Genomic DNA, 26,940 nt, shown 5'->3' on the forward strand with positions numbered 1-26,940 from the left:
TAGGGCGGGGCGTTTTCACGTCAGGGCATGGGGCATGTGCTGTCGCGCGTGTGGCGTCGCGGTGGCATCGGTCGGCCTTACACCCCGCATCTTGTCGTAGGGCGGGGCGCTTCCACGTCGGCGCGTGCGCATGCGCCGTCACGCGCCCGGCGTCGCCGCGGTATCGGCACGGCGCCCGGCCGACAAGCCGAATACGGTGGCTGCGCCCGCGAACCCGAACCCCACGCCGCACACGGCGCTCCACCCGCCCCACGCCCACGCGCTGCCCGCAAGTGCGGCCCCCAGCGCGCCGCCGACGAAGAACAGTCCGACGAACAGGCCGTTCAGCCGCCCGCGTGCGGCCGGGTTCAACAGGTTGATCTCGCGCCGGCCGATCGTCTGGTCGACGATCACGCCCGCATCGAGCAGCGCCGCGCCGCCGGCCAGCAGCGCCAGCGCGATGCCGCGGTGCGCGGGCGCGTCGAAGCCGAACCAGCCGGCGCCGGCGATGCCCAGCACGGTCAGCGCGGCGAGCATCGTCAGGTGCGCGGCGCGCTGCGCGCCCGGACCGTGGCCGCGATCGCCGACGCGACCTGCCAGCGGCGTGACGATCGCGCCGCTCGCGCCCGCGAACGCGAACAGTGCGATCCCGTGCAGATCGAGGCCGAACGGCGCTTGCGCGAGCCGCAGCCCGACGGCCGTCCAGAACGCGCTGAACGCGGCCATCGCCAGCGCCGCCGACAGCGCATGGCGGCGCAGTACCGGCTCGGCGGCGAGGAGGCGGCCCATCGACGCGAGCAGCGCCCGATAGCCGGTCGTGACCGACGGCACGCGCGACGGCAGCCGCAGCGCGAGCACCGCGGCGATCGCCGCGTCGGCGAGCGCGGCCAGCACGTAGAACGCGCGCCAGCCAGCCGTGCCGGCGATCAGGCTCGCGAGCGGCCGCGACAGCAGGATGCCGAGCATCAGCCCGCTCATCACGTTGCCGACCGCGCGCCCCCGCTGCGCTTCGGGCGCCATCGCCGCCGCCATCGGCACCAGCATCTGGATCACGCTGGAAGCCGCGCCGGCGACGAGCGCCGCCGCCAGGAACACGGCGCCCGAGCGCGTGAACGCGGGCAGCGCGAGCGCGGCCGCGCAGACCACGAGCGTCGCGACGATCAGCCGACGGTTCTCGAGCAGGTCGACGAGCGGCACCAGCAGCACGAGGCCGGCCGCGTAGCCGAGCTGCGGCAGCATCGCGACCAGGCCGGTGAGGCCCGCCGGCAGGCGCAGGTCCGCGCTGATCGCGCCGGTCAGAGGCTGCGCGGCGAACAGGTCCATCACGATCACGCCGACCGTCGCGGCGAAGAACAGCGTCATGCCGGCGCTGAGCGCAGGCTGGGCGTGCGCCGCGCGGCGAACGGCGGCGGGGCAGGCGTCGGCAGGGCAGTTCATCGGAGCTCCGCGCAAGTGAGGAAGAAGTCCTCATCGTAGGTATCGCATCGTTATGCGACAATTGAAATATGTCTAACATGATTATGCGAGTTTGCTTTGAATACGCGTGATCTCCAGGCGTTCGTCGCCGTGGTCGACAGCGGCTCGATGGTCGCCGCCGCCGCGAAGCTCCATCTGACGCAACCGGGCCTGACGCGCCGCGTGCAGAACCTCGAGGCGCTATTGGGCCTGCCGCTGCTCGAGCGGCAGAGCAAGCCGCTGAAGCCGACCGCCGCCGGGCGCGACGTCTATGCGCTGGCGCGCAACGTGCTCGGTGCGATCGACGAGCTGATGGCGGCCGGCTCGCCCGACAGCGAGCCGTCGGGCGAGCTGCGCATCGGCGTGCCGCCGTTTCTGTCCGAACTCGCGCTGGAGCAGCCGATCGACCGGCTGCGCGATGCGTTTCCGCGGCTCACGTTGCGCGTGACGGCCGGCTGGTCGCCGGCGCTGGTGCAGGGCATCGAGCGCGGCACGGTCGATGTCGCGACCGTGATGGTGCCGGCCAGCGCGGCGCTGCCCGACACGCTGACGGCCACGCTGCTCGGCACGCAGCCGACGGTGCTGGTCGCCGCGCGCGATTTCCCGCTGCCGGACGGGCCGCTGTCGCTCGACGTGCTGTCGGGTTTTCCGTGGGTGCTGAGTCAGGACGGCTGCGGCATGCGTTCGGCGCTGAGCCGCGCGCTCGGCGCGGCCGGCCTGCCGTTCGACGTCGCGGTCGAGGCGTTCGGCTCGGAATTGCAGCTGTCGCTGGTCGCGCGCGGCGCGGGCATCGGCATCGCCTCGCCGAATGCGCTCGCGCGCAGCGCACATCGCGACGCGCTGCGCGTGGTGCAAACCACGGGGCTCGAGACGCGAATCAACGTATGGATGGTGCACGGCGCGCTGCCGGGCCGCCTGACGCGGCCGGTCGCGCTGCTGCGCGACACGCTCGGCGCCGTGCTGGAGCGGGAGAACGGGGAGGGGTCGGATGACGACTAAACGGCTAGAGTGCGCGTTCGAGGGAAAATCCTGATTTTCTCTACGGAAATGTTGCAATGCCGCATTCGATTCGCTATAGTTACACCTGTCTCCTCCATGTCTCCTCTGATATGGATTCAGCCCGCCTCTTAGGCGGGCTTTTTTTTGCCCGCGTTTTTTGACGCGGGCTGTCGCTTCCTGCAGCTTCGGCCGGTTTCATCCGGCTTCGTCAGCATCAGAACTTGTACGTCATCCCGACGTAACTGATGATCGGATCCGCCTTCAGCTCCGATTTCGACTCCGCGAGCACCGTGCCGTCGGCGGCCTTGATCGTCACCGTCGACGTCGTCTTCAGCGGGATGTAGGTCACCGACGCGATCAGCCCGAAGTGCTCGGTCAAGTTGTACTGCAAGCCCGCGTTGAACACCGGCTGCCACGACGACGAAGCCTTCGCCTCCACCGACGTCGTCCCCGGCTTGCCCGCGCCCGCCGCGAGAATCGCGCCCAGATTGTCCTGCGTCTGCTTGATGAAGTTCGTATTGAGCTGCAGGTCGCTGAACCAGTTGTACGACACGCCCAGCCCGAGGAACGGCCGGAACTTCGCGGTCGCCGCGCCGAAGTAGTACTGCAGCAACACCGCGGGGCTCCACTGCCGCACGCTCTTGACGATCGGGTTCACCGACGCGAGCCCGATGTTCTGCGTGCCGAGCGCGCCGGCCGGTCCCGGCGGCCTGATGGTCCCCTGGCCCGACACCTTGAACACCGGCGGCACGCCGGCCACCGACGTCACCGCGATGTGGTCGGTCAGGAAATGGCTGACCGTCAGCCCGACCGTGTCGGCGCCGCTCGTGCGCAGGCCGGTGCCGGGCGACGTGAACGTCGGCGGCAGCCGCAGCGGCGTGTTGATCGGCGTCGGGGCGACGTTGGTCGTCATCGGCGTGCTGCTTTGCTGCGGCATCACGTGGAACCAGCCCAGCGTGACGACGTTGCTGCCGGCGCTCTGCGCCTGCGCGGCGAGCGGCGCCAGGGCAAGCGCCCCGGCTGCCGCGCAGAGAAGGGTCTTGTTCATCACGGCTTGCCTCCGCTTACTGGACGAACGCGCCGATCGTGAAATACGGCGTCGTCCCAGCGTTGTCGAGGAAGCCGAACACGCCGCCCGTGAAGATGAACTTGCCGGTCGGCGACGTGCTGCCCGAGCCCGTGTGGATCGTCGTGACCGTGCCCGGCACCTTCTGCGTGTAGTCGAGGTCGAGCGCGGTCGCGAGCGAAGCCTGCGACGGCTGGAACGGATCGAGCAGCGTGGCCTGGTTGTTGATCAGCGCGGTGGTGCGGTAGTCGAACTGGCTGTCGACGCCGATGTATTCGCCGTTCTGCGATCCGGCCGCGATCGCCGTCTGCGGCGACAGGATCGAGATGCTCGATTCGTCGTCGGCGGTGAGGCCCGGCACGCCGTTGCTGTCCGGCGTCGGGTTCGGGTTCGCGACGCCCGTGCGCACGAGCACCGGCACGAGCTGGTTGCGCAGCCTGCCGACGATCATGAAGCCCTTGCCCTGCGGCGTCGCCGACAGCGTCGGCTTCAGCTGGCTCTGGTAGTTGTTGCTCTGGAACGCGCCGCTGCCGTCGGCCGACTGCACGAAGTTCGTGCCCTGCTGCACGCACGCGCCGCCGGCGAACTGGCCGGTCGTGTCGCATTTGGTCCACGTGCCGTCGGCGTTGATCGTCACCTTCGCATCGATCGACGCTGGCGCGAATTTCTGCGACGGCACTTCGCCGAAGCCGATATGGCTGTACGTGCCGGCGACCTTCGTGATGTCGGTTTCGATCGACGAGAAACCGATGAACGGGTAGTACGGGAACTTCGTGTCGGGCACCGCGGCCTGGCCGAGCACGCCGTTGAACTGGATCTCCTTGCCCGGAATCGTGCCGCCGGCGACGCCGAAGCCGACGAAGATGCGCGCCGGCCGCGACGGATCGAGGCTCGCGCCGTTCAGGCGGAACGCGCACTGGTTGAGCTTGTTGGTCGGCAACATCGTTTCCTGCGTGAGCGTGCCGCTGTCCACGGTGCCGGCGCGCGTCGGCGTGACGGTACCGGTGGTTTGCGGAACCGCCGATTCGACGTAGGTGACCTGCCAGGTCATCTTGGTCGTGTCGAGCTGGACCTTGGCCAGTTCGCCGCTGCCCGCGCCGCCCGTGAAGACGGTGCTGTAGTCGAGCGACGCCGGGCAGAGCCGGTCTTCGACGAGCGGCGGCGGGTTGTCGCTGCCGCCGCCGCATGCGGAAAGAAGGGGGGCGGCAAGGGCCGCCGCCAGAACGAGGTTGCGCTTCATGTTGCTCCTCCAGATTTGTCTTGTTCGGCGGCCGGCTCCCTGTCGACCGCTTCTGTTTCGTTGCTCGTGCCGCGTGCGTAGCTGCGCCGTGCCGGGCGCCGACGTTTCGTGCCTTTCCTGCGATGCGTGCGGTGCGCGGCGGCGCGCCCGCCGCCGCGCACCGCTTATTTGCTGATCTGCGCGCCCACGCCGAAGTACGGCGTCGACGAGGTGCTCGCGTTCGCCGACGTCGACGTGACGCCGCCATTCACGGTGCCCTGCACGAGTGCCGCGTACAGGCCGCCCGTCGCGATCACCACGCCCGACGCGGACGGGTAGGTCGCGCCGCTGGCCGGCTTCGTGGTCGTGTTCAGCAGGCCCGGCGTCGACTGGCCGTAGTCGAGCGTGAAGCCGTCCTCTTCGGCCTGCGTGCTCGGATTGATGAACGACGCGTTGCTGCCGCGGATCAGCGCGGCGGTGTACTTGAAGTTCGAGTCCGCGCCCGCGTAGCCGCCGTCGATCGCGCCCGACCGGAGCGCCGTCGCGCCGGCGAGCACCGCGATCCCCGATTCGTCGTCGACCTTGGCGTCCGTATGCAGCGGCGGCGTGCCGAGGTTCACGTCGCCGGTACGCACGATCACCGGCACCGTCGCGCCGTTGAGCTGCCCGATCACCATGTGCGCGGTCGCCGACTTGCCGGTCGCGCCGATCAGCGGCAGCGACGTCTGCGGCAGGATCTGCGGCGCCTGCGTGCTGTCGAAGTAGCCGCCGCTCGCATGCGGTGTCCACGGATTGCCGGTCGTCATGCAGCTGCCGGACGACGACGTGCACGCACCGTTCGCATCGAACGTCTCGCTCGAGTTGACGCCCTTCGTCGCGTAGTTGCCCGACGGCACGAGGTGATAGATCAGCGCGTTGTAGGTGCCCGGCAGCTTCGAGAGGTCGGTCGTCGTGCTCGCGAAGCCGAGGAACGGGTAGAAATCGAAATGGCGGTTCGGCACCTGGCCGACGTTCTGGATCACACCGGGGATGATCGTGAGCCCGTCGTACTGGACCGTCGCACCGGGGATGCCGCCGCCCGCGACGCCCATGCCGACCAGCAGCATCGGCGGGTTCGCCTGGTTGAAGTCGGCGGCCGTCGAGTAGGTCGAGCCGTTCGGGGCGGTGCCGGCGCCCGGCGTCAGCACGAACGCGCAGCGGGTCTGCTCGGCGGTGGGCAGCGTGCCGGTCGGCGGGTGCACGACCTTGCCGGTGATCGTGACGCCGGCGCGGCTCGGCGTGACGGTGCCGGTCGCGAGCGGAATCGGCGATTCGAGCCATTTGAGCGTGTAGGTCATCGCGACCGCGTCGATGTTGACGCTGACGACCTCGCCGCTGCCGGCGCCGCCGAGGTACGTGCTCTTCACGATGTCGGCATCGGCCGGACACAGCGCGCCGTTGATGGGCTGCGACGGCGGCTGGCCTTGCGTGCCGCAACTCGATCCGGAACATTGGGGCGCGTCGACCGGCGCGAGCGCGCCGCCGGAATCCCCCCCACCACAGGCAATCAGGAAAGGTGCGATGGCAAAGGCCGTTGCCACCCCCTTCGATAAGGCGTGCGACATGCCGCTGTCTCCAATCGTTTAATTGTGCGAGCTAATGTCGCCGTCTGGATATTCGCTGTCAATTGATGAACTCGTCTAAAAAAGGCGCTTGAAACAAAGCGTCCGCGACGAATCCTTGCGGGAAGCGGATTTCAGTAAGAATTAAAACGCGCGACGCGTCATAGAGTGGCGCCGCGGTGGGCGTCGGCCGCGCGGCTCGGGCGTCCGGAGCCTTCCCGCGTATAACGGCTGCGTTTAAATCGCGGGTATCCGGTTTATCCCTATTCGGGATTGACTGGATAAAAACCGTTGAATTAATTCAACGCCACTCGCGCAATGGAAAGCTTGTAAATATTTGTAAATCCGGCGACTGGATTTAATTCATTGCCCGATATGGGCAAATAAAAAGCCGGCCCGCGGCCGGCTTTGCATCGCGTGCAAGCGCGCTCAGCGTTTGAGGCCGGTGTCCTCGGCGGCGCCGATGTTGAGGTTCATGCACTGGATCGCGGCGCCCGATGCGCCCTTGCCGAGGTTGTCCAGGCGGGCGACCGTGACGAAGCGCTCTTCGTTGCCGAACACGAACAGGTCGACGCGGTTCGTGTCGTTGTTGGCCTGCACGTCGAAGAAGCCGCTGTCGAGATTTTCGTCGGCGTTGAACGGCGCGACGCGCACGAACGGCTCGTCCGCGTAGTACTCGGCGAACACGCGCTGCACGTCCTGCGGCGTCGCGCGCTTCGCGAGCTGCTCCGGCGAGAAGTAGGTCGTGACCGCGAGGCCCTTCAGGAACGGCCCGACGATCGGCGTGAAGATCGGCGCGTGCGCGAGGCCCGTGTGCGCGGCCATTTCCGGCAGGTGCTTGTGCGCGAGCGCGAGCGCATACGGGCGCGGGCTCGCGAGCTTGCCGCCCGGCGCCGCGTTTTCGTAGTCGGCGATCATCGACTTGCCGCCGCCGCTGTAGCCGGTGATCGAGTAGCTGTGCGCGGCGAAGCTCGGGGCGACGATGCCGGCATCGACGAGCGGGCGCATCGCCAGCACGAACGCCGACGCGTGGCAGCCCGGCACCGCGATGCGCTTCGCGTTGCGAATCTTGTCGCGCTGCGTGCGGGTCAGCTCGGGCAGGCCGTACGCCCAGTCGGCGCTGGTGCGGAACGCGGTGCTCGCGTCGATCAGCGTCGTGTTCGGGTTCTCGACGAGCGAGGCCGACTCGCGCGATGCGACGTCCGGCAGGCACAGGAACGTGACGTCCGATGCATTGATCAGGCGGCGGCGCTCGTCGACGTCCTTGCGCTTCGCTTCGTCGATGCGCAGGATTTCGATGTCGTTGCGCGCCGACAGGTATTCGAAGATCTTGAGGCCGGTGGTGCCTTCCTGGCCGTCGACAAAAACTTTGGTGCTCATTTCGTTCTCGCTGAATGAAACGGGAGCCGCGGCGCCCTGAAACCGCCATTTTAAGACGTCAGCCGGCGGGCCTGCCCGCCGGCGGCCAAAAAAAGACGGCCCGCGGGCCGCCTTGTGTCGCTTTGGCGCGTGGTGCGCGTGCCGCCGCGCTGCCCAGCGTCGGGCGTTCAGCGGCCGCCGGCCGTCCAGCGCACGGCGGCCTGCGCGACGCGCTGGCCGAACAGCTTGGCCGTCTCGAGGTCGCCGGGCAGCGGCGCCTCGTCGGGCGTCGCGTCGGCCGGCGACTGCGCCAGCAGGCCCGTGAAGCCGCCGACGTAATTGATGTCGTTGCGGGTCGCCGCCTTCGAGTTGGCCGGCATCATCCCCGTGCCGACCCATACCATCCCATGCTGCATCGCCAGCGTGACGAAATATTGAATCGTCGAGAACTTGTCGCCGTTCATCGTCGCCGAGTTCGTGAAGCCGGCGGCGAGCTTGTCCTTCCATTTCTGCGTGAACCACGGTTTCGACGTCGCATCTGCAAACTGTTTGAACTGTGCGGACGGCCCGCCCATGTAGGTCGGCGCGCCGAAGACGATCGCGTCCGCCGCGTCGAGCGCGGCCCAGCCCGCGTCGTCGAGCTCGCCGACTGCGATCAGCCGTGCGGTCGCGCCGGCGTCCTGCGCGCCGGCGTGGACGGCTTCGGCGAGTTTCTGCGTATGACCGTAGCCGCTGTGATAGACGATGACGATGTTCGACATGAGGCGTTCTCCGGAAGGGGACGACACGGCGGCCGCCGCGGCCTGCCGCGTCACGCGCCGCAGCGGGGCGGCGCGACGGGTGCGCGGCGGGATGCCGCGACCGCTGCGGTGGAGTCTAGCAAGCCGAAATGACGGGAGAACGGCGCGCGGTGCGTGCACGTTCGCGCGCCGAAGCGATCGCGACGCCCGCCTGCGCTCATCGCCCGTAGGTGACGGTGAGCTGCGCGGTGCCGATCGTCTGCGTGCCGATTTCGTGCTCGAACATCGGCGCGGGGCGCCCTTGGGCCACGCGCAGGTCCGTGCCCTTGAGCGCGTACACGGTGATCACGTAGCGGTGCGGTTTGCCCGGCGGCGGGCACGGGCCGCCGTAGCCGTCGGTTCCGAAGTCGTTGCGCGCCTCGCTCGCGCCGATGCGCCGCAGGAAGCCCGACGCGCTCGCATTGGCCGGCAGGCTCGTGACGGTCGCGGGAAGGTCGGCGACGGCCCAGTGCCACCAGCCGTGCCCCGGCGCATCGGGATCGAAGATCGTCACCGCGTAGCCGCGCGTGCCGGGCGGCGGATTGCGCCAGCTGAGCTGCGGCGAGCGGTTTTCGCCGTTGCATTCGCCGCGGTCGAACAGCTGCGCGGCGCCGACGCGCCCACCGGGCGCGAGGTCGGTGCTCGTGACGGTGAACGGGCCTTCCGCGCGCGCGGGCGCGGTGGCGAACGTGGCCAACGCGGCGGCGGCGCAGAGCAGGGTAGCGATGAACGGAGCCGTACGACCGGGTGGCGCAGGTGAGGTGATCCGGCGATCCACACGCATATGGCGCTGCTCCCGTCACGTGAGCCGGGCCGACGCTCCCGGCGTGATTGGCGTTGTAGGTGGTTGCGCGCGCAGCCGATGGCGGCGCTGGAGCAAGTCTAGCATTAGGGTTGGATGCGCGATGCATGCCGTGGCCGCGGACGCGGCCCGATGCTGATCTGGATCGACGGACGAAAAAAAACCGCCCGCGAGGTCGCGGGCGGCCGTTTCAGCCTGGGCGCCGGCAGCGTGGCCGGCGTCGCGTCATTCCTTCGGGGCCGTGGCGCCGCCGTGCGCCGCCGACCACTCGGCCGGCGCGTGCAGGAATTTCTCGACTTCGTCGAGCGTCTTGGTCTCGAAGTAGCCCGACGCCTTCGCGACGCGCAGCACGTCCCACCAGGTCGCGAGCGCGTGCAGGTCGACGTCGATGTCCTTCAGGACCGACACGCTTTCCTTGAAGATGTTGTAGTGGAACAGCACGAAGCAGTGGTTCACCGTCGCGCCCGCGGTGCGCAGCGCGTTGACGAAGTTGATCTTGCTGCGGCTGTCGGTCGTCAGGTCTTCCACCAGCAGCACGCGCGAGCCTTCTTCCAGATGACCCTCGATCTGCGCGTTGCGGCCGAAGCCCTTCGGCTTCTTGCGCACGTACTGCATCGGCACCATCATGCGGTCGGCGAGCCATGCCGCGAACGGGATGCCGGCCGTCTCGCCGCCCGCCACCGAGTCGATCTGCTCGAAGCCGACGTCGCGCATGATCGTCGTTTCCGCCATTTCCATCAGCGCACGGCGCACGCGCGGATACGAAATCAGCTTGCGGCAGTCGATGTAGACGGGGCTTGCCCACCCGGACGTGAAGATGAACGGTTTTTCGGCGTTGAAGTGCACCGCCTGCACTTCCAGCAGGATTTTGGCGGTCGTATCCGAGATCGACTGACGATCGTAGCCTGTCATGGGCATTCCTTGGGTGATGAGCGAAGAGCGGGCGCGCGCCCGATGGCGCAGCAAGGGGAACCTGCCCGAAGGGCCGGGGCACGACCGGAACACCGATCGTTTCGCTGCGCGCGTAGCCCGCTATTTTACCCGATTCAGGCCGGTTTTCGGCGGAATTCGCGGGTTCGGGCGGGCGGCCGACGCCGCCGGACCAACCGGGGACGGATCGCGCGTCCGTCGACGGCGCTTATGCGGCGGCGCACCAACACGGCGCATGCGCGGGTGTACACTAGTCGCCCCTTGGAAATCGTTCAGTACTTTGTACTTTCCCGTTGCCACCCGCCGAGGTTCGATGGCGCGCCGACCGGGCGTGCCGCGGGCCGTCTCGCAGTCGACTACCTCTTCGATTCACGCAGATGCGGCCGCTGGTGCTGTGTACTGAACCGTCAATATTTCGCATGTCTCTCGCAGGTCAATCATGGACGAACAACTGAAGCAGGCCGCTCTCGCTTATCACCTGAACCCGAAGCCCGGCAAGATTTCGGTCACGCCGACCAAGCCGCTGTCGAACCAGCTCGATCTGTCGCTCGCTTACTCGCCGGGCGTCGCCGCCGCGTGCGAGGCGATCCACGCCGATCCGCTCGACGCGCAGAAATACACGTCGCGCGGCAACCTGGTCGGCGTCGTGACGAACGGCACGGCCGTGCTCGGCCTCGGCAACATCGGCCCGCTGGCCGCCAAGCCGGTGATGGAGGGCAAGGGCTGCCTGTTCAAGAAGTTCGCGGGCATCGACGTGTTCGACATCGAACTGTCCGAATCGGACCCCGACAAGCTGGTCGAGGCGATCGCGATGCTCGAGCCGACGCTCGGCGGCATCAACCTCGAGGACATCAAGGCGCCCGAATGCTTCTACATCGAGCAGAAGCTGCGCGAGCGCATGAAGATTCCGGTCTTCCACGACGACCAGCACGGCACCGCGATCATCGCGTCGGCCGCGATCCTGAACGGCCTGAAGGTCGTCGGCAAGAAGCTCGCCGACGTGAAACTCGTGTGCTCGGGCGCCGGCGCGGCCGCGATCGCGTGTCTGGACCTGCTCGTGAAGCTCGGCCTGACGAAGACGAACATCCTGGTGGCCGACTCGAAGGGCGTGATCTACGAAGGGCGCGGCAATCTCGATCCGTCGAAGCAGCGCTATGCGGCGACCACCGACGCGCGCACGCTCGCCGATGCGATCGTCGGCGCGGACGTGTTCCTCGGCTGCTCGAGCGCGGGCGTGCTGAAGCAGGACATGGTCAAGACGATGGGCGACCGGCCGCTGATCCTCGCACTGGCGAACCCGGAGCCGGAAATCCGCCCGGAAGACGCGAAGGCCGTGCGCCCGGACGCGATCGTCGCGACCGGCCGTTCGGACTATCCGAACCAGGTCAACAACGTGCTGTGCTTCCCGTTCATCTTCCGCGGCGCGCTGGACGTCGGCGCGACGACGATCACCGAGGAAATGAAGCTCGCATGCGTGCGCGCGATCGCCGAGCTGGCCGAGGAAACCGACCAGAGCGAGGAAGTCGCGAAGGCATATGAAGGCCACTCGCTCGAGTTCGGGCCGGAATACCTGATTCCGAAGCCGTTCGACCCGCGCCTGATCATCAAGATCGCGCCGGCCGTCGCGCAGGCCGCGATGGATTCGGGCGTCGCGACCCGTCCGATCGAGGACATGGACGCCTACCGCGAGCAACTCGGCACGACCGTCTACCGCACCGGCATGGTGATGCGTCCGGTGTTCGCGACCGCGAAGAAGAAGGAAGCGCGCATCGTGTTCGCCGAGGGCGAGGACGAGCGCGTGCTGCGTGCCGCGCAATTCGTGCTGCTCGAGAAGATCGCGAAGCCGGTCATCATCGGCCGGCCGTCGGTCGTCGAGATGCGCCTCGAGAAGATCGGCTCGAAGCTGAAGGCCGGCGTCGATTTCGAGATCGTGAATCCGGAAGACGATACGCGCTACCAGCGCTACTGGCAGGCGTACCACGAGATCGGCGCGCGCGACGGCGTGACGCCGGAAGTCGCGAAGGCGGCGCTGCGCAAGTTCAACACGCTGATCGGCGCGATGCTCGTGCATCTGGGCGACGCGGACGGGATGATCTGCGGGATGATCGACACGTTCCACACGCACCTGAAGTTCATCGAGCAGGTGCTGGGCCGTGCGAAGGGCGCCGAGCATTTCGCGGCGATGAACCTGCTGATGCTGCCGGGCCGCAACCTGTTCATGTGCGACACCTACGTGAACGAGCTGCCGAGCGCCGAGCAGCTCGCCGACATGACGATCCAGGCGGCCGGCGAGATCGAGCGCTTCGGCATCACGCCGAAGGCCGCACTGCTGTCGAACTCGAACTTCGGCAGCGCGCCGTCGGCGTCGTCGCGCCGGATGGCCGAAGCCCGCCGGCTGATCAACGAGCGTGCGCCGAACCTCGAGGTCGATGGCGAAATGCATGGCGATGCGGCGCTGTCCGAAGCGGTCCGCAAGGCTGCGTTCCCGGGCACCACGCTGTCGGGCGAAGCGAACCTGCTGATCATGCCGAACGTCGAAGCGGCGAACATCGCGTACAACCTGCTGAAGATGGTCGGCGGGGACGGCGTGACGGTCGGCCCGTTCCTGCTCGGCGCCGCGAAGCCGGTTCACATCCTGACGCCGGCTGCGACCGTGCGCCGGATCATCAACATGACCGCCGTGGCCGCCGCGAACGCGAACACGAAGTAAGGTCGCCGGCGCGCTTATGCGCGCCGCGCAATGGAAAAAGCCACGGAACCTGCGTTCCGTGGCTTTTTTTCGCGCTTTTGCTGCGAACCGGCGCTATTGCAACGGCGGGCGGCGGCCGGCACGACCGCCGCCCGCCACCTGCCGTTACGCGACCTGCTGGTGCGACTGTCCGCCCGCCGGCGAGCGCCACTTCGCCAGCAGCGCATCCCACTTCTGGCGCACCGCGCGCAGGTTGTTCTCCTTCACGTGGCCGAACCCGCGGATGCCGTCCGGCAGCGCGGCCAGCTCGAGCGCGAGCGGGCGGTTGGCCGCGTTCAGCCGGCCCAGCACTTCGTCGATCAGCGCCTCGTACTCGCCGATCAGCGCACGCTCGGTGCGGCGCTCCTCGGTGCGTCCGAACGGATCGAGGCCGGTGCCGCGCAGGAACTTCGCCTTCGCGAGCAGGCGGAACGCCGACAGCATCCACGGGCCGTACGCCTTCTTCACGAGATGGCCGTGCGCGTCCTTCTTCGCGAACAGCGGCGGCGCGAGGTGGAATTTCAGCTTCCAGTCGCCTTCGAACTGCGACGACAGACGCGCGACGAACGCCGGATCGGACTGCAGGCGCGCGACCTCGTATTCGTCCTTGTACGCCATCAGCTTGAACAGGTTGCGCGCGACTGCTTCGGTCAGCGGCTCCTGCGCGGCGTCGCCGTCGGCAAGCGCCCGTTCGGCCGCGCGCACCTTGTCGACGAAGGCCGCATAGCGCGCCGCATATGCGGCGTTCTGGTAAGCGGTGAGGAACTCCACGCGCTTCGCGATCAGCGCATCGACCGCCTTCTTCGTGTGCAGCGCGATCACGGTGGCGCGTTGCGCGGCGCCCGCTGCGCCGGCGGCCGCCTGCTTCACGCTCGCCAGGTCGTGCGCCGCGCGGCGGCCCCAGTCGAATGCGGCGCGGTTCTTCTCGACCGACACCGCGTTCAGCTCGATCGCCCGTTCGAGCGACGCCAGCGTGAGCGGCAGCCAGCCCTTCTGCCACGCGTAGCCGAGCACGAACGGGTTCGTGTAGATCGCATCGCCGAGCAGCGCGACCGCGAAGCGGTTGGCGTCGATGAAGTCGACGGCTTCGCCGGCCGCCGCGCGAATGTCGTTCTCGGCCGACAAGCCCGGGAACGTCCAGTTCGGGTTCTTGATGAACTCGGCGGTCGGCGTTTGCGCGCTGTTCACGACGACGCGCGTCGCATCGCGCCGCATCCGCGACGTGCATTCGTCGCCGGCCGTGACGATCGCGTCGCAGCCGATCACGAGGTCGGCCTCGCCCATCGCGATCCGCGTCGCATGGATGTCGGTCGGCGCATGCGAGATCTGCACATGGCTCATCACCGCGCCGCCCTTCTGCGCGAGGCCGGTGACGTCGAGCACGGTCACGCCCTTGTTCTCCAGGTGCGCGGCCATCCCGAGCAGTGCGCCGATCGTGACGACGCCGGTGCCGCCCACGCCGGTCACGAGCACGCCGTAGGCGCGGTCGATCGCCGGCAGCGCCGGCTCCGGGATCGGCGGCAGCGCGCCGCCGTCGACGGCCACCGCCTTCGGCTTCTTCAGCTGGCCGCCTTCGACCGTGACGAAGCTCGGGCAGAACCCCTTCACACAGGAGAAATCCTTGTTGCAGCTCGACTGATTGATCTGGCGCTTCGTGCCGAATTCCGTTTCGAGCGGCTCGACCGACAGGCAGTTCGACTTCACCGAGCAGTCGCCGCAGCCTTCGCATACCGCATCGTTGATCACGACGCGCTTCGCCGGGTCGGGATACGTGCCGCGCTTGCGGCGACGGCGCTTCTCGGTCGCGCAGGTCTGGTCGTAGATCAGGATCGTCGTGCCTGCGATCTCGCGCAACTCGCGCTGCACGTCGTCGAGCTGGTCGCGGTGATGGACCGTCACGCCGGGCGCGAGCAGCGCCTTCTGGCTGTCGTACTTTTCCGGCTCGTCGGTGACGATCACGATCCGCTTCGCGCCTTCGGACGCGAGCTGGTGCGTGATCTGCGGCACCGTCAGCACGCCGTCGACCGGCTGGCCGCCCGTCATCGCGACCGCGTCGTTGTAGAGGATCTTGTAGGTGATGTTCGCCTTCGACGAGATCGCCGCGCGCACCGCCAGCAGGCCCGAGTGGAAGTAGGTGCCGTCGCCGAGGTTCGCGAACACGTGCTTCTCGTCGGTAAACGGCGCCTGGCCGATCCACGGCACGCCTTCGCCGCCCATCTGGCTGAAGGTGCTCGTGTTGCGGTCCATCCAGACCGTCATGTAATGGCAGCCGATCCCGGCGATCGCGCGCGAGCCTTCCGGCACGTTGGTCGACGTGTTGTGCGGGCAGCCCGAGCAGAACCACGGCTTGCGTTCGGTCTGCACGTGCGGCTTCGCGAGCGCCATTTCCTTCGCGTTGATCACCGCGAGCCGCGCGGCGATGCGCGCGCGCACGTCGGACGGCAGCTCGAACTTGTCGAGGCGCGTCGCGATCGCCTTCGCGATGATCGCGGGCGACAGCTCGTAATGCGCGGGCAGCAGCCAGTTGCCCATCGGCACCGACCATTCGCCGCCGGCGCCATCCTTTTCGTCGAACTTGCCGAACACGCGCGGGCGCTGCGCGTCGGGCCAGTTGTACAGCTCTTCCTTGATCGCGTATTCGAGGATCTGGCGCTTTTCCTCGACGACCAGGATTTCGTCGAGGCCGCGCGCGAACGCCTGCGCGCCCTGCGCTTCGAGCGGCCACACACAGCCGACCTTGTACAGGCGGATGCCGATCCGCGCGCAGGTGTCGTCGTCGAGGCCGAGGTCGGTCAGCGCCTGACGCACGTCGAGGTGGGCCTTGCCGGCCGTCATGATCCCGAAGCGGGCATTCGGCGAGTCGATCTCGATCCGATCGAGCTTGTTCGCGCGCACGTACGCGAGCGCCGCGTACCACTTGTAGTCGAGCAACCGCGCTTCCTGCACGAGCGGCGGGTCCGGCCAGCGGATGTTCAGGCCGCCTTCCGGCAGCACGAAGTCGGTCGGCAGCACGATGTCGGTGCGATGCGGGTCGATGTCGACCGATGCCGACGATTCGACGACGTCCGTCACGCACTTGAGCGCGACCCACAGCCCCGAGTAGCGGCTCATCGCCCAGCCGTGCAGGCCGAAGTCGAGATATTCCTGCACGTTGGACGGAAACAGCACCGGCAGCCCGCAGGCCTTGAAGATGTGTTCCGACTGATGCGCGAGCGTCGAGGATTTCGCGGCGTGATCGTCGCCGGCGAGCACGAGCACGCCGCCGTGCGCGGACGAGCCGGCCGAGTTCGCATGCTTGAACACGTCGCCGGTGCGGTCGACGCCCGGGCCTTTGCCGTACCACATGCCGAATACGCCGTCGTACTTCGCGCCGGGGTACAGGTTCACCTGCTGGGAGCCCCACACGGCGGTGGCGGCGAGATCTTCGTTCAGGCCGGGCTGGAACACGATCTGGTGCGCGGCGAGATGCTGCTTGGCCTTCCAGAGCGAGAGGTCGAGGCCGCCGAGCGGCGAGCCGCGGTAGCCGGAGATGAAGCCGGCCGTGTTCAGGCCGGCGGCGCGGTCGCGTTCCTGCTGTAGCATCGGCAGCCGGACGAGCGCCTGGATGCCGCTCATGTACGCGCGGCCGCGTTCGAGCGTGTATTTGTCGTCAAGCGTGACGGACTTCAGCGCGGCTTCAAGCGACGCGCGTTGGCCTGCGTCTAGCGGGGCATTCATTAACAGTCTCCTCCACCCAGTTTGGGATCACCAAAGCTTCGATTGCGTCGACGTCTTGTGAACGTGTCGGCAGTGGCCGGCATATTGGCCGGTTTTAAGTGATGGTAGCACTGGGATAAACCCGCCGCCCAGCGCCGGCCGTGCCGCCGCAAGGCAATGAAGTTGCACGCGGCCTTGCGTTACATCATGTAAAAGCATGTAAAGCCGTCCCCATCTTCGTGCAAACGCCGTTAATCTTGTCGGCCTGCCGGAGGTGCCCGGCCGCGTCGGTTTGCTCCGATGCAACCGGGGAGGCGCCGGCAGTTTTAAAGGAGGTGCAATGAACACACGCCATATCCAGAGTTTCCTGATCGTGTCCGCGGCCTTTTTCGCGATGACCGGCCCGGTGCGCGCGCAAGGCGCGAGCGCACTGGCGAGCGTCGGCGCGCAGCTGCGCCACGTCGCGCCGCAGCAGGACGCCGATGCGCAGCCGGCCGCGGCGCGCGCCGCACGTAAGGCGAACGCGCGTTGATCCGCTCGCGCGGCCGTCCGGCCGCGCCGCTGGAGCAAGACGACAAAAGGGCGGGAATCGCAAGATTCCCGCCCTTTTTCCTGTGCGGCCGCGGGGCAGGAGGCCGGTGCGTCAGGCTTTGTCCTGCACCACGCCGCGACGGATCTGATCGAGCTCGATCGATTCGAACAACGCCTTGAAGTTGCCTTCGCCGAAGCCCTGATTGCCCTTGCGCTGGATGATCTCGAAGAAGATCGGGCCGATCTGGTTCTCGGTGAAGATCTGCAGCAGCAGGTCGTCGCGCGCGCCGTCGATCAGGATCTTGCGCTTCTTCAGTTCGTCCAGCGATTCGCCGTGGTTCGGCACGCGACGATCGACCAGCTCGTAATACGTATCGATCGTGTCGAGCAGCTTCACGCCCTTGCCGCGCAGCCCGTCGACGGCGCCGTAGATGTCGTTCGTGCCGAGCGCGATGTGCTGGATGCCTTCGCCGTGGTACGCGTCCAAATATTCCTGGATCTGGCCGGCCGTGTCCGAGCCTTCCTCGTTGATCGGGATCCGGATCTTGCCGCACGGCGACGTCATCGCCTTCGACTTCACGCCGGTGACCTTGCCTTCGATGTCGAAGTAACGCACTTCGCGGAAGTTGAACAGGCGTTCGTAGAATTCCGCCCATTCCTGCATGCGGCCGCGATGCACGTTGTGCGTCAGGTGGTCGATATAAGTGAGGCCGTGGCCGACCGGGTTCGGGTTGGCACCGGGAATCGGCTCGAAGTCGACGTCATAGATGCTGATGTCGCCGATCGCGCCCGGCTGCGCGCCGTTCTTGCCGCGCCAGCGGTCGACGAAATAGATCAGCGAATCGCCGATGCCCTTGATTGCCGGAATGTTCAGCTCCATCGGACCCGTCTTGTTGTCGAAGCCCCACGCGCCGAGTTCGAGCGCGTGCCGGTACGCTTTCGCGGCGTCCTGCACGCGGAACGCGATCGCGCAGATCGACGGGCCGTGCAGGCGCGCGAAGCGCTGCGCGAACGAATCCGGCTCGGCGTTGATGATGAAGTTGATGTCGCCCTGACGGTAGACCGTCACGTCCTTGTGGCGATGGCGCGCGATCGCGGTGAAACCCATCCGCTCGAACAACTGTCCGAGCGCTTTCGGATCCGGCGCCGTGTATTCGATGAATTCGAAGCCGTCGGTGCCGACGGGGTTGTCCCAGTTGGGAATCTGCATGCCTTGTCTCCTGTCTGCTTGGCGATCGGCCGGGCGATGCGGGGCGCCGGCCCGGTTCACGTCGAACGCGGCGCGCGCGGCGGGCGCGCACAACGCGATCGATACCTGCGACAGAGTGTAGCGGGCAGCCACGAGCGAAAACTTGCGAACTTAATCGCAGGTGCCTACGATGGCGCAATTTCCAGCCTCAATATCACGAACGGAGGGCAGAAAATGGCGCTCGTCGAATTGGACGCCATCGATCGGCGGATTCTCGCGATCCTTCAGGAAAACGGCCGCCTGTCGAATCAGGAGCTCGCCGAGCGCGTGAACCTGTCGCCGAGCCCGTGCCTGCGGCGAATCCGGCGGCTCGAGGAGATCGGGGTGATCACCGGCTACGTCGCGCTGCTCGACCCGCAGAAGCTCGGGCTCGACCTGCTCGCGTACGTCAGCGTGCGGCTCGAGAAGCGCGGCGGCCTGGCGCCGGCCCGCGGCGACGAGACGTCGGCGCGCGCGGGCGCGACCCACGCGGAGCTGTTCCGCGCGGCGGTGCAGACCTGGCCGGAAGTGGTGGCGTGCCATGCGATGACCGGTGACATGGATTACCTGCTGCGTGTGCAGGTCGAGGACATGGCGCATTTCTCCCGCTTCGTGCAGGAGCATCTGCTGCACCATCCGTCGGTGATCGACGTGAAGACGAGCTTCTCGCTCGAATGCTTCAAGGAGACGACCGCGTTGCCGATCCGGTCGGTGCGCTAGCGCGCGGAGGAAGTGGGGAAGTGTGCCGGCCGCGCAGCCCCGCAGGGCGGCGCGACCGGCCGATGCGTTACGCCGTCAGCGCGGCGGGCATCATCGATTCGATGAACTTCGACGTGCGGTGCGCCTGGCGCTTCAGCGCATAGTCGAACACCGCGGCCTGCTCCTGCAGCATCTCGGCGAGGATCGTCGAGTGGTCGGCCGGCGGCAGCGACAGATATGCATCGGCTTCGCCGTAGGCATATTCGATCCGCATCCCGGATTTCTTCGCGATGTGCATCATCGTCGCGTTGCGCGACAGGCAATGCATGTACAGCATCGTCACGTGGGTATTGCGGCTGCGGATCGCCGCGCGCTCGAACAGCTTCGAGCCGACGCCGCAACCCCGCGCGCGTTCCAGCACCGACACGCCGAATTCGGCCGTGCGCTTGTCGCCGTCGGCCGGCAGGTACGCCAGATGGCCGACGCCGATCAGTTCGAGCGCATGGTCGAACACGCCGAATACGGTATCGCGACCGAAATCGATCGTACGGACATAGTTCTCGATCACGTGGTCGGGCACCATCTGGCCGAAGCGCAGCAGGCGGTCCTCTTCGTCGAGCGAGAGAAAGTGAGTGAGCATGCGCTCACGGTCTTTGGAAGCCAGTTCCCTGACGAGAACCGGCGCAGTCCCGGCGTTGCCGACAGCATCGGCACGGCGGTCGGATTGCGTGTTCATCGTGGGTTCCTCAGTGTGTAGCTGCACAAGCGACTTGTGCGACGCAGCAGCATTCTACCTGAGTGGGTTGGGGAAAACCCGTATTTCGCCGTGTTCGTGCCGAGGGGGAATTCTAAATCCGCTTAGCTAACCGCGTATCTATTTGATTTTTAAAGGATTGAAAATTCATCATATGAAACGCGCGGCCGCCTGTCGCAGTGTGACGGCCGCGCAACGCATGCTGCTGCGCGGCAATCATGCCGTGCCGGACAGCCCGCGCTCCATCAGGTCGATCACCTGTTCGGCGAAGTCGCGGTAGCCCAGGCGGCCGCCGGGCTTCAGCCACGTGAAGGTCCAGTTGATCATCCCGAACACCATCATCGTGACCGACGTCTGGTTTTCCTTCGAGATCCGGTCGGGATACGCGCGTGCGAGCTGGCGCGCGAACGCCGCGACGATATCGCGCTGGCGATCGAGCACGATTTCGCGCTGTGCGTCCTCCAGATACTTGACGTCGTTGAGCAGCGCCACGTGGCGGCTGTGCGACGTCTCATACTCGGCGAGGAACGCGCGCACGAGCTCGGCGAACGCGTCGCGCTCGCTGAGCCCGCGCCGCTGGCTCGCGCCTTCGACCTCGGCGATGATCAGCATCAGCCGCTTCGTGTAGCGGTCGAGCAGGTCGAACAGGATCGCTTCCTTGCTCTCGTAGTAGTGATAGAGGCGGGCCTTCGACGTGCCGCTCGCGGTCGCCAGATCGGACATCGACGTGCTCGGATAGCTCGTCTGCGCAAATTTCTCGGCGGCGAGATCGAGGATCTGTTCGCGCTGGGATTCGTGGTCGGGCGCTCGGGTACGGGCCATGGTGGAATGCGAAAGGGGACGAAAGAGGGAGATGCAGGACGTTAGCGGGCGGCGGCTGCCGCGCGCACCTGCGTGGAAGAGAGGGCGGCCGGCGCGTCGTCCTGCAGCTCGAGGCGGCCCGCTGCCGCCAGTTCGCGGCAGCGCCACCACGCGATCGAATCGCTGACGAACAGCCCGCCGCGGTCGGCGCCGGCCATGACGCTGCCGACGAGCCGCCGCGCGGGTTGCCAGCCGGCTTCGGCATGCGCGAGGATCAGCGCGTCGAGGTCGGTGTAGTGCCCGCTCTTGATCGTGTTGCTGACCCAGTAGCGCAATTCCGCGTTCAGGTGCTTCGCCTCCTGCCATTCGAGCGCGAGCCGGCCGATGCGCAGCACCGAGATCGGCGCGGCCACCGGGCGTTTGCGGGCGAACGCCGCCGGCGGGAACATCCCGGTCGCGCACGCCTGATCGGTGCGCGTCAGCGCCGCGCGGGCCGGTGCATCGAGATCGGCCGGTGACATCCGCACTTCGTTCAGCCGCTGCGGCACGTTGCGCAGATGATAGGCGACGCGGCGCAGCAGCAGCTTGTCGCCGACGCTCGGCGCATGCCAGACGACCACCTGGCCGGAGTCCGCCGCGAGCGCGTCGAGCCGGGCCAGCTCGGCTTCGATCTGCGCGTGCCAGTCGGGAATCTGGTCGCCTAGCACGTGCTGCCAGAACGCGGCGCGCGTGTCCGGCGTCTCGTCGACGCCCTGCAAGGGGCCGACCGCGAGATCGTCGAGCAATCCGACGACGAGCTCGTCGCGTCCCGCTTGCGCGAGCGCGTCGCGCAGCGACTCGGCGGCGCTGCCGCCTTGAATCACGTGAATGGTACTCATCGGCCTGTGGTCAACAAAAGAAAACCGCCGGCCGGCCGGACGTTGCGACGTCCGACCGGCCGGCGGCCCCTAGTGTAAGCGAGATGTGTGACGGCGAGAAACCGGCGCGGCGCGCCGGTGCGACGCCGCTCAACGCTCGTCGAAACTCACGACGACCTTGTCGCTGACCGGATGACACTGGCACGTCAGCACGAAGCCGTCCTTCACTTCGCGCTCGTCGAGCGTGTAGTTCTTGTCCATCCGCACCTCGCCTTCGACCACCTTCGCGCGGCACGTGCAGCACACGCCGCCCTTGCACGCGTACGGCAGCGCGAGGCCCGCGCGCAGCCCCACGTCGAGAAGGCTCACGCCTTCGTACGGCAAGCGCAGCTTGCGCTTCTTGCCGTCGAGGACGATTTCGAGGTCCGCGGCCGGCGTCTGCTCGGTGATCTCGACGACCGGCGCGCCGGCTTGCGGCAGCGGCGTGCCGAAGCGCTCGACGTGCACCTTCTCCGGCGACACGCCGGCGGCCTTCAGCGCGGCCTCGGCCGCATCCATCATCGGTGCGGGGCCGCAGATGAACGCTTCGTCGATCGCGTCGGCCGGCATCAGCGTCGCGAGGAATTGCGCGCATTTCGCCTGGTCGAGCACGCCGTTGAACAGCTCGACGTCCTGCTGATCGTCCGACAACACGTGATACAGCACGAAGCGGTTCATGAAGCGGTTCTTCAGGTCCTCCAGCTCTTCCGCGAACATGATCGCGTCGACGCTGCGGTTGCCGTAGATCAGCGTGAACGTGCTGCGCGGCTCGAGCTCGAGCGTGGTCTTCACGATGGCCAGCACCGGCGTGATGCCGGAGCCGCCCGAGAACGCGACGTACTGCTTGCCGTGGTCGGCGTTCAGGTGCGTGAAGAAGCGGCCGTCCGGCGTCATCACGTCGATCGTCTGGCCCGGCTTCAGCGTGTCGAACGCGAAGTTCGAGAAGCGGCCGCCGCGCACCCGCTTGATGCCGATGCGCAGTTCGCCGTCGCGGTCGTAGTCGGTCGTGCCGACGCAGATCGAATACGAACGGCGTGTTTCCTCGCCGTCGATGTGCGTCTTCAGCGTGACGAACTGGCCCTGCGTGAAGCGGTACGCGTCGCGCAGCTCGGGCGGCACGTCGAAGGAGACGGTGACGGCGTCGGCGGTTTCGGGGCGCACGTCGCGGATACGCAGCGGGTGGAATTGCGGGGTCGCCATGATCAGTAAGGTTTGAAGTAGTCGAAGGGTTCGCGGCAGTCGACGCAGCGATACAGCGCCTTGCAGGCCGTGGACGCAAATTGCGCGAGTCGTTCGGTGCGCGCGGAGCCGCAGCGCGGGCACACGGGCGCTGCGACGGGACGCGGCACGAAGCGCACGACCTGCTCGCGCGGCGCGGCGCTGCCGCACTGGCCGACGGGCGGCGCAATGCCGTACGCGCGCAGCTTGTCGCGCGCTTCCTGCGTGATCCAGTCGGTCGTCCAGGCGGGCGCGAGCACCGTCTCGATCCGGTGCGGCGGCAGGCCGGCCGCCTGCAGCGCGGCCGCGATGTCCTCGGCGATTTGCGACATCGCCGGGCAGCCCGAGTAGGTCGGCGTGATCACGACCTCGAGCAGGCCATCGTGCGCGCGGCGGACGTCGCGCAGGATGCCGAGCTCGCGAATCGATACGACCGGGATTTCGGGATCGGGCACGGCCTCGAGCACGTCCCACGCGCGTGCGAGCAACGGATCGTCGCGCTGCGCGGCGGGCGCGGCGTCGGCATGGGCGGGGGCGGCAGTCTGGGCGGACATCGTCGGGCTCCGTTCGGTGGGTCGCGGCGGCCGCTTACCAGCTCGCGCCGGGATGCTGGCGCGCGAGGCTCTGCATTTCGGCGAGCAGGTAGCCCATGTGCTCCGAGTGCTCGCCGTGCTTGCCGGTCGTCACGTGCTGCACGGGCGCGGGCGGCACGAGCGTCGCTTCGGCGAGCGTATCGTCCACGTCCGCGCGCCACGCGGTCTCGAGCGCGGCCGCGGCCGGGCCGAGGCCCTGGGCGACGGCGGCGGCGTCGATCGCGTCCGCGACGAAGAACTCGCGCGTGTACGGCAGCAGATAGTCGAGCGCGGCCTGGGCGCGGCGATGCGATTCGTCGGTGCCGTCGCCGAGGCGCACCAGCCATTCGCGCGCGTGCTGCACGTGATAGCGCGTCTCCTTCACCGATTTCGCGGCGATCGCCGCGAGTTGCGCGTCCGTCGAGGTTTCGAGCGCGGTCCACACGTGCAGCATCAGCGTCGTGTAGAGGAAGTTGCGCACGATCGTCACCGCGTAGTCCTTGTCGGCGTGCGCGGTGCCGGCGAGCGGGCCGTAGTGCGGCAGCTCGACGAGCGTGAAGTTCGCGAACTCGCGTTCGGTGCGGAAGTACGCGTAATCGTCCTCCGTCTTCGCCGCGCCGTTGAGCTGGCGCTCGAGCTCGGCTGCGTGCGTGTACAGCATGCGGGCCTGGCCGATCAGGTCGAGACTCATGTTGGTGAGCGCGATGTCTTCCTCGAGGATCGGGCCGTGGCCGCACCATTCGGCGTTGCGCTGACCGAGGATCAGCGCATTGTCCGCGAGGCGCAGCACGTAGGAGAGGTGTTCGGGCGTGATCGTCATGGCGCGGGCGTTACATGTGGTTGACTTCGTCGGGCAGCGTGTAGAACGTCGGATGGCGGTAGATCTTGTCGCCCGCCGGTTCGAACAGCTCGGCCTTTTCGGCCGGATCCGACGCGGTGATGGCCGACGACGGCACCACCCAGATGCTCACGCCTTCCTGGCGGCGCGTGTAGACGTCGCGCGCCATGCGCAGCGCCATCGACGCGTCTGCCGCGTGCAGGCTGCCGCAATGCTTGTGGTCGAGCCCCTGCTTGCTGCGCACGAACACTTCCCAGATCGGCCATTCCTTGTTCATCACTCTCTCCTGAATCCTGTATTCGATGGTGCCGCTCAGGCGGCGTGCTGTTCGGCGCGGGCGCGGCGCTTCGCTTCGTGCGCGAGCGCGGCTTCGCGCACCCATGCGCCGTCCGCGTGCGCCTTCACGCGGGTCGCGAGGCGTTCCTTGTTGCACGGGCCGTCGCCGTTGACGACGCGCCAGAATTCATCCCAGTCGATCGCGCCGTAGTCGTAGTGGCCGCGCGCGTCGTTCCACTTGAGGTCGGGGTCGGGCAGCGTGACGCCGAGCACCTTGGCCTGCTCGACGGTCGCGTCGACGAACTTCTGCCGCAGGTCGTCGTTCGAGATCCGCTTGATGCCCCACTTCGCGGACTGGTTGCTGTGGACCGAATCGGCATCGCTCGGGCCGAACATCATCAGCACCGGCCACCACCAGCGGTCCACCGCCTGCTGAACCATCGCGCGCTGCGCGTCGGTGCCCTTCATCATCGACAGCAGGGCATCGAAGCCCTGCCGCTGATGGAACGATTCCTCCTTGCACACGCGGATCATGGCGCGCGCATACGGGCCGTAGGTGCAGCGGCACAGCGGAATCTGGTTCATGATCGCGGCGCCGTCGACGAGCCAGCCGATCACGCCGACGTCGGCCCAGGTCGGCGTCGGGTAGTTGAAGATGCTCGAATATTTCGCCTTGCCGGCGTGCAGCGCGTCGATCAGCGATTCGCGCGACACGCCGAGCGTTTCGACCGCGCTATATAGATAAAGGCCGTGGCCGGCTTCGTCCTGTACTTTCGCGAGCAGGATCGCCTTGCGCTTCAGGCTCGGCGCGCGCGAGATCCAGTTGCCTTCCGGCAGCATGCCGACGACTTCCGAGTGCGCATGCTGCGAGATTTGCCGGATCAGCGTCTTGCGATAGGCGTCGGGCATCCAGTCCTGCGGTTCGACCTTGCCGTCCGCGGCCATGACCGCGTCGAACCGCGCTTGCTCGGGTGACTCGGCTGCGGCGTCGAGCGGCGCGACGTTGCCGGGGATGTCGAGGGATTGCGTGTACATGGCGGAGATTCTCGTCCGGTTGATTGTGCGCAAAGTATAAACCAACCGACCGGTCGGTTAATATATTTTGCATGGATTCACGGCGAGATGCGGGTAAACGACAGGTGTCGCGGCGAGAGGGGATTGCGTCCGATTTATGGTGCGCTGCGTGACGGGAGCCGGTTCTGCGGCACAATTCCCGCTTTCCGAAGAGGATTTCGCCGATGTCATTTCGAAGTGGTTTCGTCGCGGCGCTGGTGGGCGCGTCCGTATTCCTGTCGCCGGTTGCGGCGTCCGCCGCACCGGGCGGATGGGTTGCCGCGTGGGCGACCGCGTTGCAGCCGATCCCCGACCTCGCTGCGCCGCCGCCGCTCTACCGCGCGCCGGACGTGGCCGGTCGTACGGTCCGGCAGATCGTCTACCCGACGGTATCGGGGCGGGCCGCGCGAATCCGCGTGAGCAACGCGTACGGGCATGCGCCGCTCCAGATCGACGCGGCGAGCCTGGCGCCGGCGGGCGACGGTGCGGCGCTTGCGGGTGGTGCAGCCGCGGTGCGCTTCGGCGGACGGGCGGCGGTGACGCTCGCGCCGGGCCAGGAACTCGAAAGCGATCCGGTGACTATCGACGTGACGTCCGGGCGACCGTATGCGATCAGTTTGCAGATGGGCGCGCGCCAGCGGATGACGGTGTGGCACCGGGTGTCGAACCAGGTCAACTACGTGTCGTCGCCCGGCGACTACGTAACCGACGCCGACGCTCGCGCGTTCCGAACCCGCTTCACGCAGTACGCGTGGGTGACGGAACTGGCCGTCGAGGACGGCTCCGCACGGGCCAGCGTCGCGGCGATCGGCGATTCGATTACCGACGGGCTGCGCTCGAGCCTGAACCGCAACCACCGCTGGCCGGATGCGCTCGCGCGCAGGCTGGCGGCTGCGGGCTCGGATTCGGTCGGCGTCGTGAATCTCGGCATCAGCGGCAACCGGTTGCTGAGCGATTCCGCGTGCTACGGCACGTCGCTGGCGGCACGGTACGAGCGCGATGCGCTGTCGCGCTCGGGCGTGAAGGCAGCGATCGTGCTGATCGGCATCAACGACATCAACTTCGCGGCGATGCCGGCGCGTGCGGGGCTCGACTGTGACAGCCCGCACACGCAGGTTACGGCCGCGTCGTTGATCGACGGATATCGGCGGTTGATCGACGCCGCGCATCGCCGGGGCGTGAAGGTTTTCGGCGCGACGCTGACGCCGGCCGCGCTGCCGGCCGCGCGCGAGGCGACCCGGCTGGAGGTGAACCGGTGGATCCGCAGCGGCGGCGGGTTCGACGGCGTGGTGGACTTCGATGCGGCGCTGCGCGACCCGGCGCGCCCGAGCGTGCTGCAGCGCCGCTATGACAGCGGCGACGGGATTCATCCGAGCGACGCCGGCTACACGGCGATGGCCGACGCCGTGCCGTTGGAGCAACTGCGGGTGGCGGTGCGCGGTAACTGAGTTGCCTGCACTT

General features: G+C 67.6%; 23 protein-coding genes. 5 read left to right on the forward strand and 18 right to left on the reverse strand.

Annotation, left to right across the window (positions count from 1 at the left end; all coding sequences use genetic code 11):
• Positions 1-138: 138 nt before the first annotated feature.
• Positions 139-1,416 carry an MFS transporter gene (locus MYA_RS01105; protein WP_041493731.1) on the reverse strand — a complete coding sequence of 426 codons (1,278 nt, stop codon included), beginning with the start codon at positions 1,414-1,416 and terminating at the stop codon, positions 139-141.
• Between the two features lie 96 nt (positions 1,417-1,512).
• Between MYA_RS01105 and MYA_RS01110 the strand changes: the two genes are divergently transcribed.
• Positions 1,513-2,433, forward strand: a complete 921-nt coding sequence (locus MYA_RS01110; protein WP_014722264.1) for a LysR family transcriptional regulator — start codon at positions 1,513-1,515, stop codon at positions 2,431-2,433.
• 214 nt (positions 2,434-2,647) lie between these two features.
• Here the strand turns inward: MYA_RS01110 and MYA_RS01115 are convergent, their stop codons facing one another.
• From MYA_RS01115 to MYA_RS01145, 7 genes are all read right to left on the reverse strand, one after another.
• Complete coding sequence (locus MYA_RS01115) at positions 2,648-3,481, reverse strand: OmpW/AlkL family protein (protein WP_011882976.1); 834 nt, start codon at positions 3,479-3,481, stop codon at positions 2,648-2,650.
• A gap of 16 nt (positions 3,482-3,497) precedes the next feature.
• Positions 3,498-4,739, reverse strand: coding sequence for a DUF2957 domain-containing protein (locus MYA_RS01120; protein WP_011882977.1), 1,242 nt, complete (start codon positions 4,737-4,739; stop codon positions 3,498-3,500).
• 164 nt (positions 4,740-4,903) lie between these two features.
• Complete coding sequence (locus MYA_RS01125; RefSeq protein WP_041493732.1) at positions 4,904-6,322, reverse strand: DUF2957 domain-containing protein; 1,419 nt, start codon at positions 6,320-6,322, stop codon at positions 4,904-4,906.
• 426 nt (positions 6,323-6,748) lie between these two features.
• The gene (gene argC, locus MYA_RS01130; RefSeq protein WP_014722267.1) at positions 6,749-7,699 is read right to left on the reverse strand and encodes an N-acetyl-gamma-glutamyl-phosphate reductase; all 951 of its coding nucleotides are present in this window, start codon (positions 7,697-7,699) and stop codon (positions 6,749-6,751) included.
• A gap of 167 nt (positions 7,700-7,866) precedes the next feature.
• A complete protein-coding gene (locus tag MYA_RS01135) occupies positions 7,867-8,439 on the reverse strand; it encodes a flavodoxin family protein (RefSeq protein WP_014722268.1) in 573 nt (190 codons plus the stop codon).
• A 196-nt stretch (positions 8,440-8,635) separates the two neighbouring features.
• Positions 8,636-9,241, reverse strand: coding sequence for a YbhB/YbcL family Raf kinase inhibitor-like protein (locus MYA_RS01140; protein ID WP_041493733.1), 606 nt, complete (start codon positions 9,239-9,241; stop codon positions 8,636-8,638).
• A 243-nt stretch (positions 9,242-9,484) separates the two neighbouring features.
• Positions 9,485-10,171 carry an orotate phosphoribosyltransferase gene (locus MYA_RS01145; protein ID WP_006752465.1) on the reverse strand — a complete coding sequence of 229 codons (687 nt, stop codon included), beginning with the start codon at positions 10,169-10,171 and terminating at the stop codon, positions 9,485-9,487.
• Between the two features lie 457 nt (positions 10,172-10,628).
• On the opposite strand from MYA_RS01145, the gene MYA_RS01150 reads away from it, so the two are divergent.
• A complete protein-coding gene (locus MYA_RS01150; protein ID WP_011882982.1) occupies positions 10,629-12,899 on the forward strand; it encodes an NADP-dependent malic enzyme in 2,271 nt (756 codons plus the stop codon).
• 144 nt (positions 12,900-13,043) lie between these two features.
• Here MYA_RS01150 and MYA_RS01155 read toward each other — a convergent pair whose 3' ends face one another.
• Positions 13,044-16,634 (reverse strand): indolepyruvate ferredoxin oxidoreductase family protein, encoded by a 3,591-nt coding sequence (locus tag MYA_RS01155; RefSeq protein ID WP_014722270.1) that lies wholly within the window; start codon positions 16,632-16,634, stop codon positions 13,044-13,046.
• A 319-nt stretch (positions 16,635-16,953) separates the two neighbouring features.
• Between MYA_RS01155 and MYA_RS01160 the strand changes: the two genes are divergently transcribed.
• Positions 16,954-17,145: a hypothetical protein gene (locus tag MYA_RS01160; protein ID WP_014722271.1), complete on the forward strand. Its 192-nt coding sequence runs from the start codon at positions 16,954-16,956 to the stop codon at positions 17,143-17,145.
• A 111-nt stretch (positions 17,146-17,256) separates the two neighbouring features.
• Here MYA_RS01160 and hppD read toward each other — a convergent pair whose 3' ends face one another.
• Positions 17,257-18,354 (reverse strand): 4-hydroxyphenylpyruvate dioxygenase, encoded by a 1,098-nt coding sequence (gene hppD, locus MYA_RS01165; RefSeq protein ID WP_041493933.1) that lies wholly within the window; start codon positions 18,352-18,354, stop codon positions 17,257-17,259.
• 213 nt (positions 18,355-18,567) lie between these two features.
• On the opposite strand from hppD, the gene MYA_RS01170 reads away from it, so the two are divergent.
• Positions 18,568-19,092 (forward strand): Lrp/AsnC family transcriptional regulator, encoded by a 525-nt coding sequence (locus tag MYA_RS01170; RefSeq protein WP_011882986.1) that lies wholly within the window; start codon positions 18,568-18,570, stop codon positions 19,090-19,092.
• A 67-nt stretch (positions 19,093-19,159) separates the two neighbouring features.
• Here MYA_RS01170 and MYA_RS01175 read toward each other — a convergent pair whose 3' ends face one another.
• The 8 genes from MYA_RS01175 to paaA all read right to left on the reverse strand — a co-directional run bounded on the left by MYA_RS01175 (position 19,160) and on the right by paaA (position 25,461).
• Positions 19,160-19,807, reverse strand: a complete 648-nt coding sequence (locus tag MYA_RS01175) for a GNAT family N-acetyltransferase (protein ID WP_011882987.1) — start codon at positions 19,805-19,807, stop codon at positions 19,160-19,162.
• A 234-nt stretch (positions 19,808-20,041) separates the two neighbouring features.
• The gene (locus MYA_RS01180; RefSeq protein ID WP_011882988.1) at positions 20,042-20,647 is read right to left on the reverse strand and encodes a TetR/AcrR family transcriptional regulator; all 606 of its coding nucleotides are present in this window, start codon (positions 20,645-20,647) and stop codon (positions 20,042-20,044) included.
• Between the two features lie 41 nt (positions 20,648-20,688).
• Positions 20,689-21,504 carry a DUF1835 domain-containing protein gene (locus MYA_RS01185; protein ID WP_041493734.1) on the reverse strand — a complete coding sequence of 272 codons (816 nt, stop codon included), beginning with the start codon at positions 21,502-21,504 and terminating at the stop codon, positions 20,689-20,691.
• Positions 21,505-21,633: 129 nt separating this feature from the next.
• Entirely contained in the window at positions 21,634-22,722 is a 1,089-nt protein-coding gene (gene paaE / locus MYA_RS01190; RefSeq protein ID WP_014722277.1) for a 1,2-phenylacetyl-CoA epoxidase subunit PaaE, read from the reverse strand.
• 2 nt (positions 22,723-22,724) lie between these two features.
• The gene (gene paaD, locus MYA_RS01195) at positions 22,725-23,294 is read right to left on the reverse strand and encodes a 1,2-phenylacetyl-CoA epoxidase subunit PaaD (protein ID WP_011882991.1); all 570 of its coding nucleotides are present in this window, start codon (positions 23,292-23,294) and stop codon (positions 22,725-22,727) included.
• Between the two features lie 34 nt (positions 23,295-23,328).
• Positions 23,329-24,132 (reverse strand): 1,2-phenylacetyl-CoA epoxidase subunit PaaC, encoded by an 804-nt coding sequence (gene paaC / locus MYA_RS01200; protein WP_011882992.1) that lies wholly within the window; start codon positions 24,130-24,132, stop codon positions 23,329-23,331.
• A 10-nt stretch (positions 24,133-24,142) separates the two neighbouring features.
• On the reverse strand, positions 24,143-24,427 hold the full coding sequence (gene paaB / locus MYA_RS01205) for a 1,2-phenylacetyl-CoA epoxidase subunit PaaB (RefSeq protein WP_006752453.1): 285 nt from the start codon (positions 24,425-24,427) through the stop codon (positions 24,143-24,145).
• A 35-nt stretch (positions 24,428-24,462) separates the two neighbouring features.
• Positions 24,463-25,461, reverse strand: a complete 999-nt coding sequence (gene paaA, locus MYA_RS01210; RefSeq protein ID WP_011882993.1) for a 1,2-phenylacetyl-CoA epoxidase subunit PaaA — start codon at positions 25,459-25,461, stop codon at positions 24,463-24,465.
• Positions 25,462-25,664: 203 nt separating this feature from the next.
• Here paaA and MYA_RS01215 point away from each other — a divergent pair, with 203 nt between their 5' ends.
• Positions 25,665-26,927, forward strand: coding sequence for an SGNH/GDSL hydrolase family protein (locus tag MYA_RS01215; protein ID WP_014722278.1), 1,263 nt, complete (start codon positions 25,665-25,667; stop codon positions 26,925-26,927).
• The last annotated feature ends 13 nt before the right edge of the window (positions 26,928-26,940 follow it).

The organism is Burkholderia sp. KJ006, assembly GCF_000262695.1.
Lineage (GTDB): Bacteria > Pseudomonadota > Gammaproteobacteria > Burkholderiales > Burkholderiaceae > Burkholderia > Burkholderia vietnamiensis.

Bases quoted from the DNA above. Each gene is read 5' to 3' on its own strand.
- MYA_RS01120 (WP_011882977.1), bottom strand. From the start codon at position 4,739: ATGAAGCGCAACCTCGTTCTGGCGGCGGCCCTTGCCGCCCCCCTTCTT.
- MYA_RS01175 (WP_011882987.1), bottom strand. From the start codon at position 19,807: ATGAACACGCAATCCGACCGCCGTGCCGATGCTGTCGGCAACGCCGGG.
- paaA (WP_011882993.1), bottom strand. From the start codon at position 25,461: ATGTACACGCAATCCCTCGACATCCCCGGCAACGTCGCGCCGCTCGAC.
- MYA_RS01215 (WP_014722278.1), top strand. From the start codon at position 25,665: ATGTCATTTCGAAGTGGTTTCGTCGCGGCGCTGGTGGGCGCGTCCGTA.
- MYA_RS01170 (WP_011882986.1), top strand. From the start codon at position 18,568: ATGGCGCTCGTCGAATTGGACGCCATCGATCGGCGGATTCTCGCGATC.
- MYA_RS01140 (WP_041493733.1), bottom strand. From the start codon at position 9,241: ATGCGTGTGGATCGCCGGATCACCTCACCTGCGCCACCCGGTCGTACG.
- hppD (WP_041493933.1), bottom strand. From the start codon at position 18,354: ATGCAGATTCCCAACTGGGACAACCCCGTCGGCACCGACGGCTTCGAA.
- argC (WP_014722267.1), bottom strand. From the start codon at position 7,699: ATGAGCACCAAAGTTTTTGTCGACGGCCAGGAAGGCACCACCGGCCTC.
- paaC (WP_011882992.1), bottom strand. From the start codon at position 24,132: ATGACGATCACGCCCGAACACCTCTCCTACGTGCTGCGCCTCGCGGAC.
- MYA_RS01125 (WP_041493732.1), bottom strand. From the start codon at position 6,322: ATGTCGCACGCCTTATCGAAGGGGGTGGCAACGGCCTTTGCCATCGCA.
- MYA_RS01160 (WP_014722271.1), top strand. From the start codon at position 16,954: ATGAACACACGCCATATCCAGAGTTTCCTGATCGTGTCCGCGGCCTTT.
- MYA_RS01105 (WP_041493731.1), bottom strand. From the start codon at position 1,416: ATGAACTGCCCTGCCGACGCCTGCCCCGCCGCCGTTCGCCGCGCGGCG.
- MYA_RS01185 (WP_041493734.1), bottom strand. From the start codon at position 21,504: ATGAGTACCATTCACGTGATTCAAGGCGGCAGCGCCGCCGAGTCGCTG.
- paaD (WP_011882991.1), bottom strand. From the start codon at position 23,294: ATGTCCGCCCAGACTGCCGCCCCCGCCCATGCCGACGCCGCGCCCGCC.
- MYA_RS01180 (WP_011882988.1), bottom strand. From the start codon at position 20,647: ATGGCCCGTACCCGAGCGCCCGACCACGAATCCCAGCGCGAACAGATC.
- MYA_RS01115 (WP_011882976.1), bottom strand. From the start codon at position 3,481: ATGAACAAGACCCTTCTCTGCGCGGCAGCCGGGGCGCTTGCCCTGGCG.
- paaE (WP_014722277.1), bottom strand. From the start codon at position 22,722: ATGGCGACCCCGCAATTCCACCCGCTGCGTATCCGCGACGTGCGCCCC.
- MYA_RS01145 (WP_006752465.1), bottom strand. From the start codon at position 10,171: ATGACAGGCTACGATCGTCAGTCGATCTCGGATACGACCGCCAAAATC.
- MYA_RS01150 (WP_011882982.1), top strand. From the start codon at position 10,629: ATGGACGAACAACTGAAGCAGGCCGCTCTCGCTTATCACCTGAACCCG.
- MYA_RS01135 (WP_014722268.1), bottom strand. From the start codon at position 8,439: ATGTCGAACATCGTCATCGTCTATCACAGCGGCTACGGTCATACGCAG.
- paaB (WP_006752453.1), bottom strand. From the start codon at position 24,427: ATGAACAAGGAATGGCCGATCTGGGAAGTGTTCGTGCGCAGCAAGCAG.
- MYA_RS01155 (WP_014722270.1), bottom strand. From the start codon at position 16,634: ATGAATGCCCCGCTAGACGCAGGCCAACGCGCGTCGCTTGAAGCCGCG.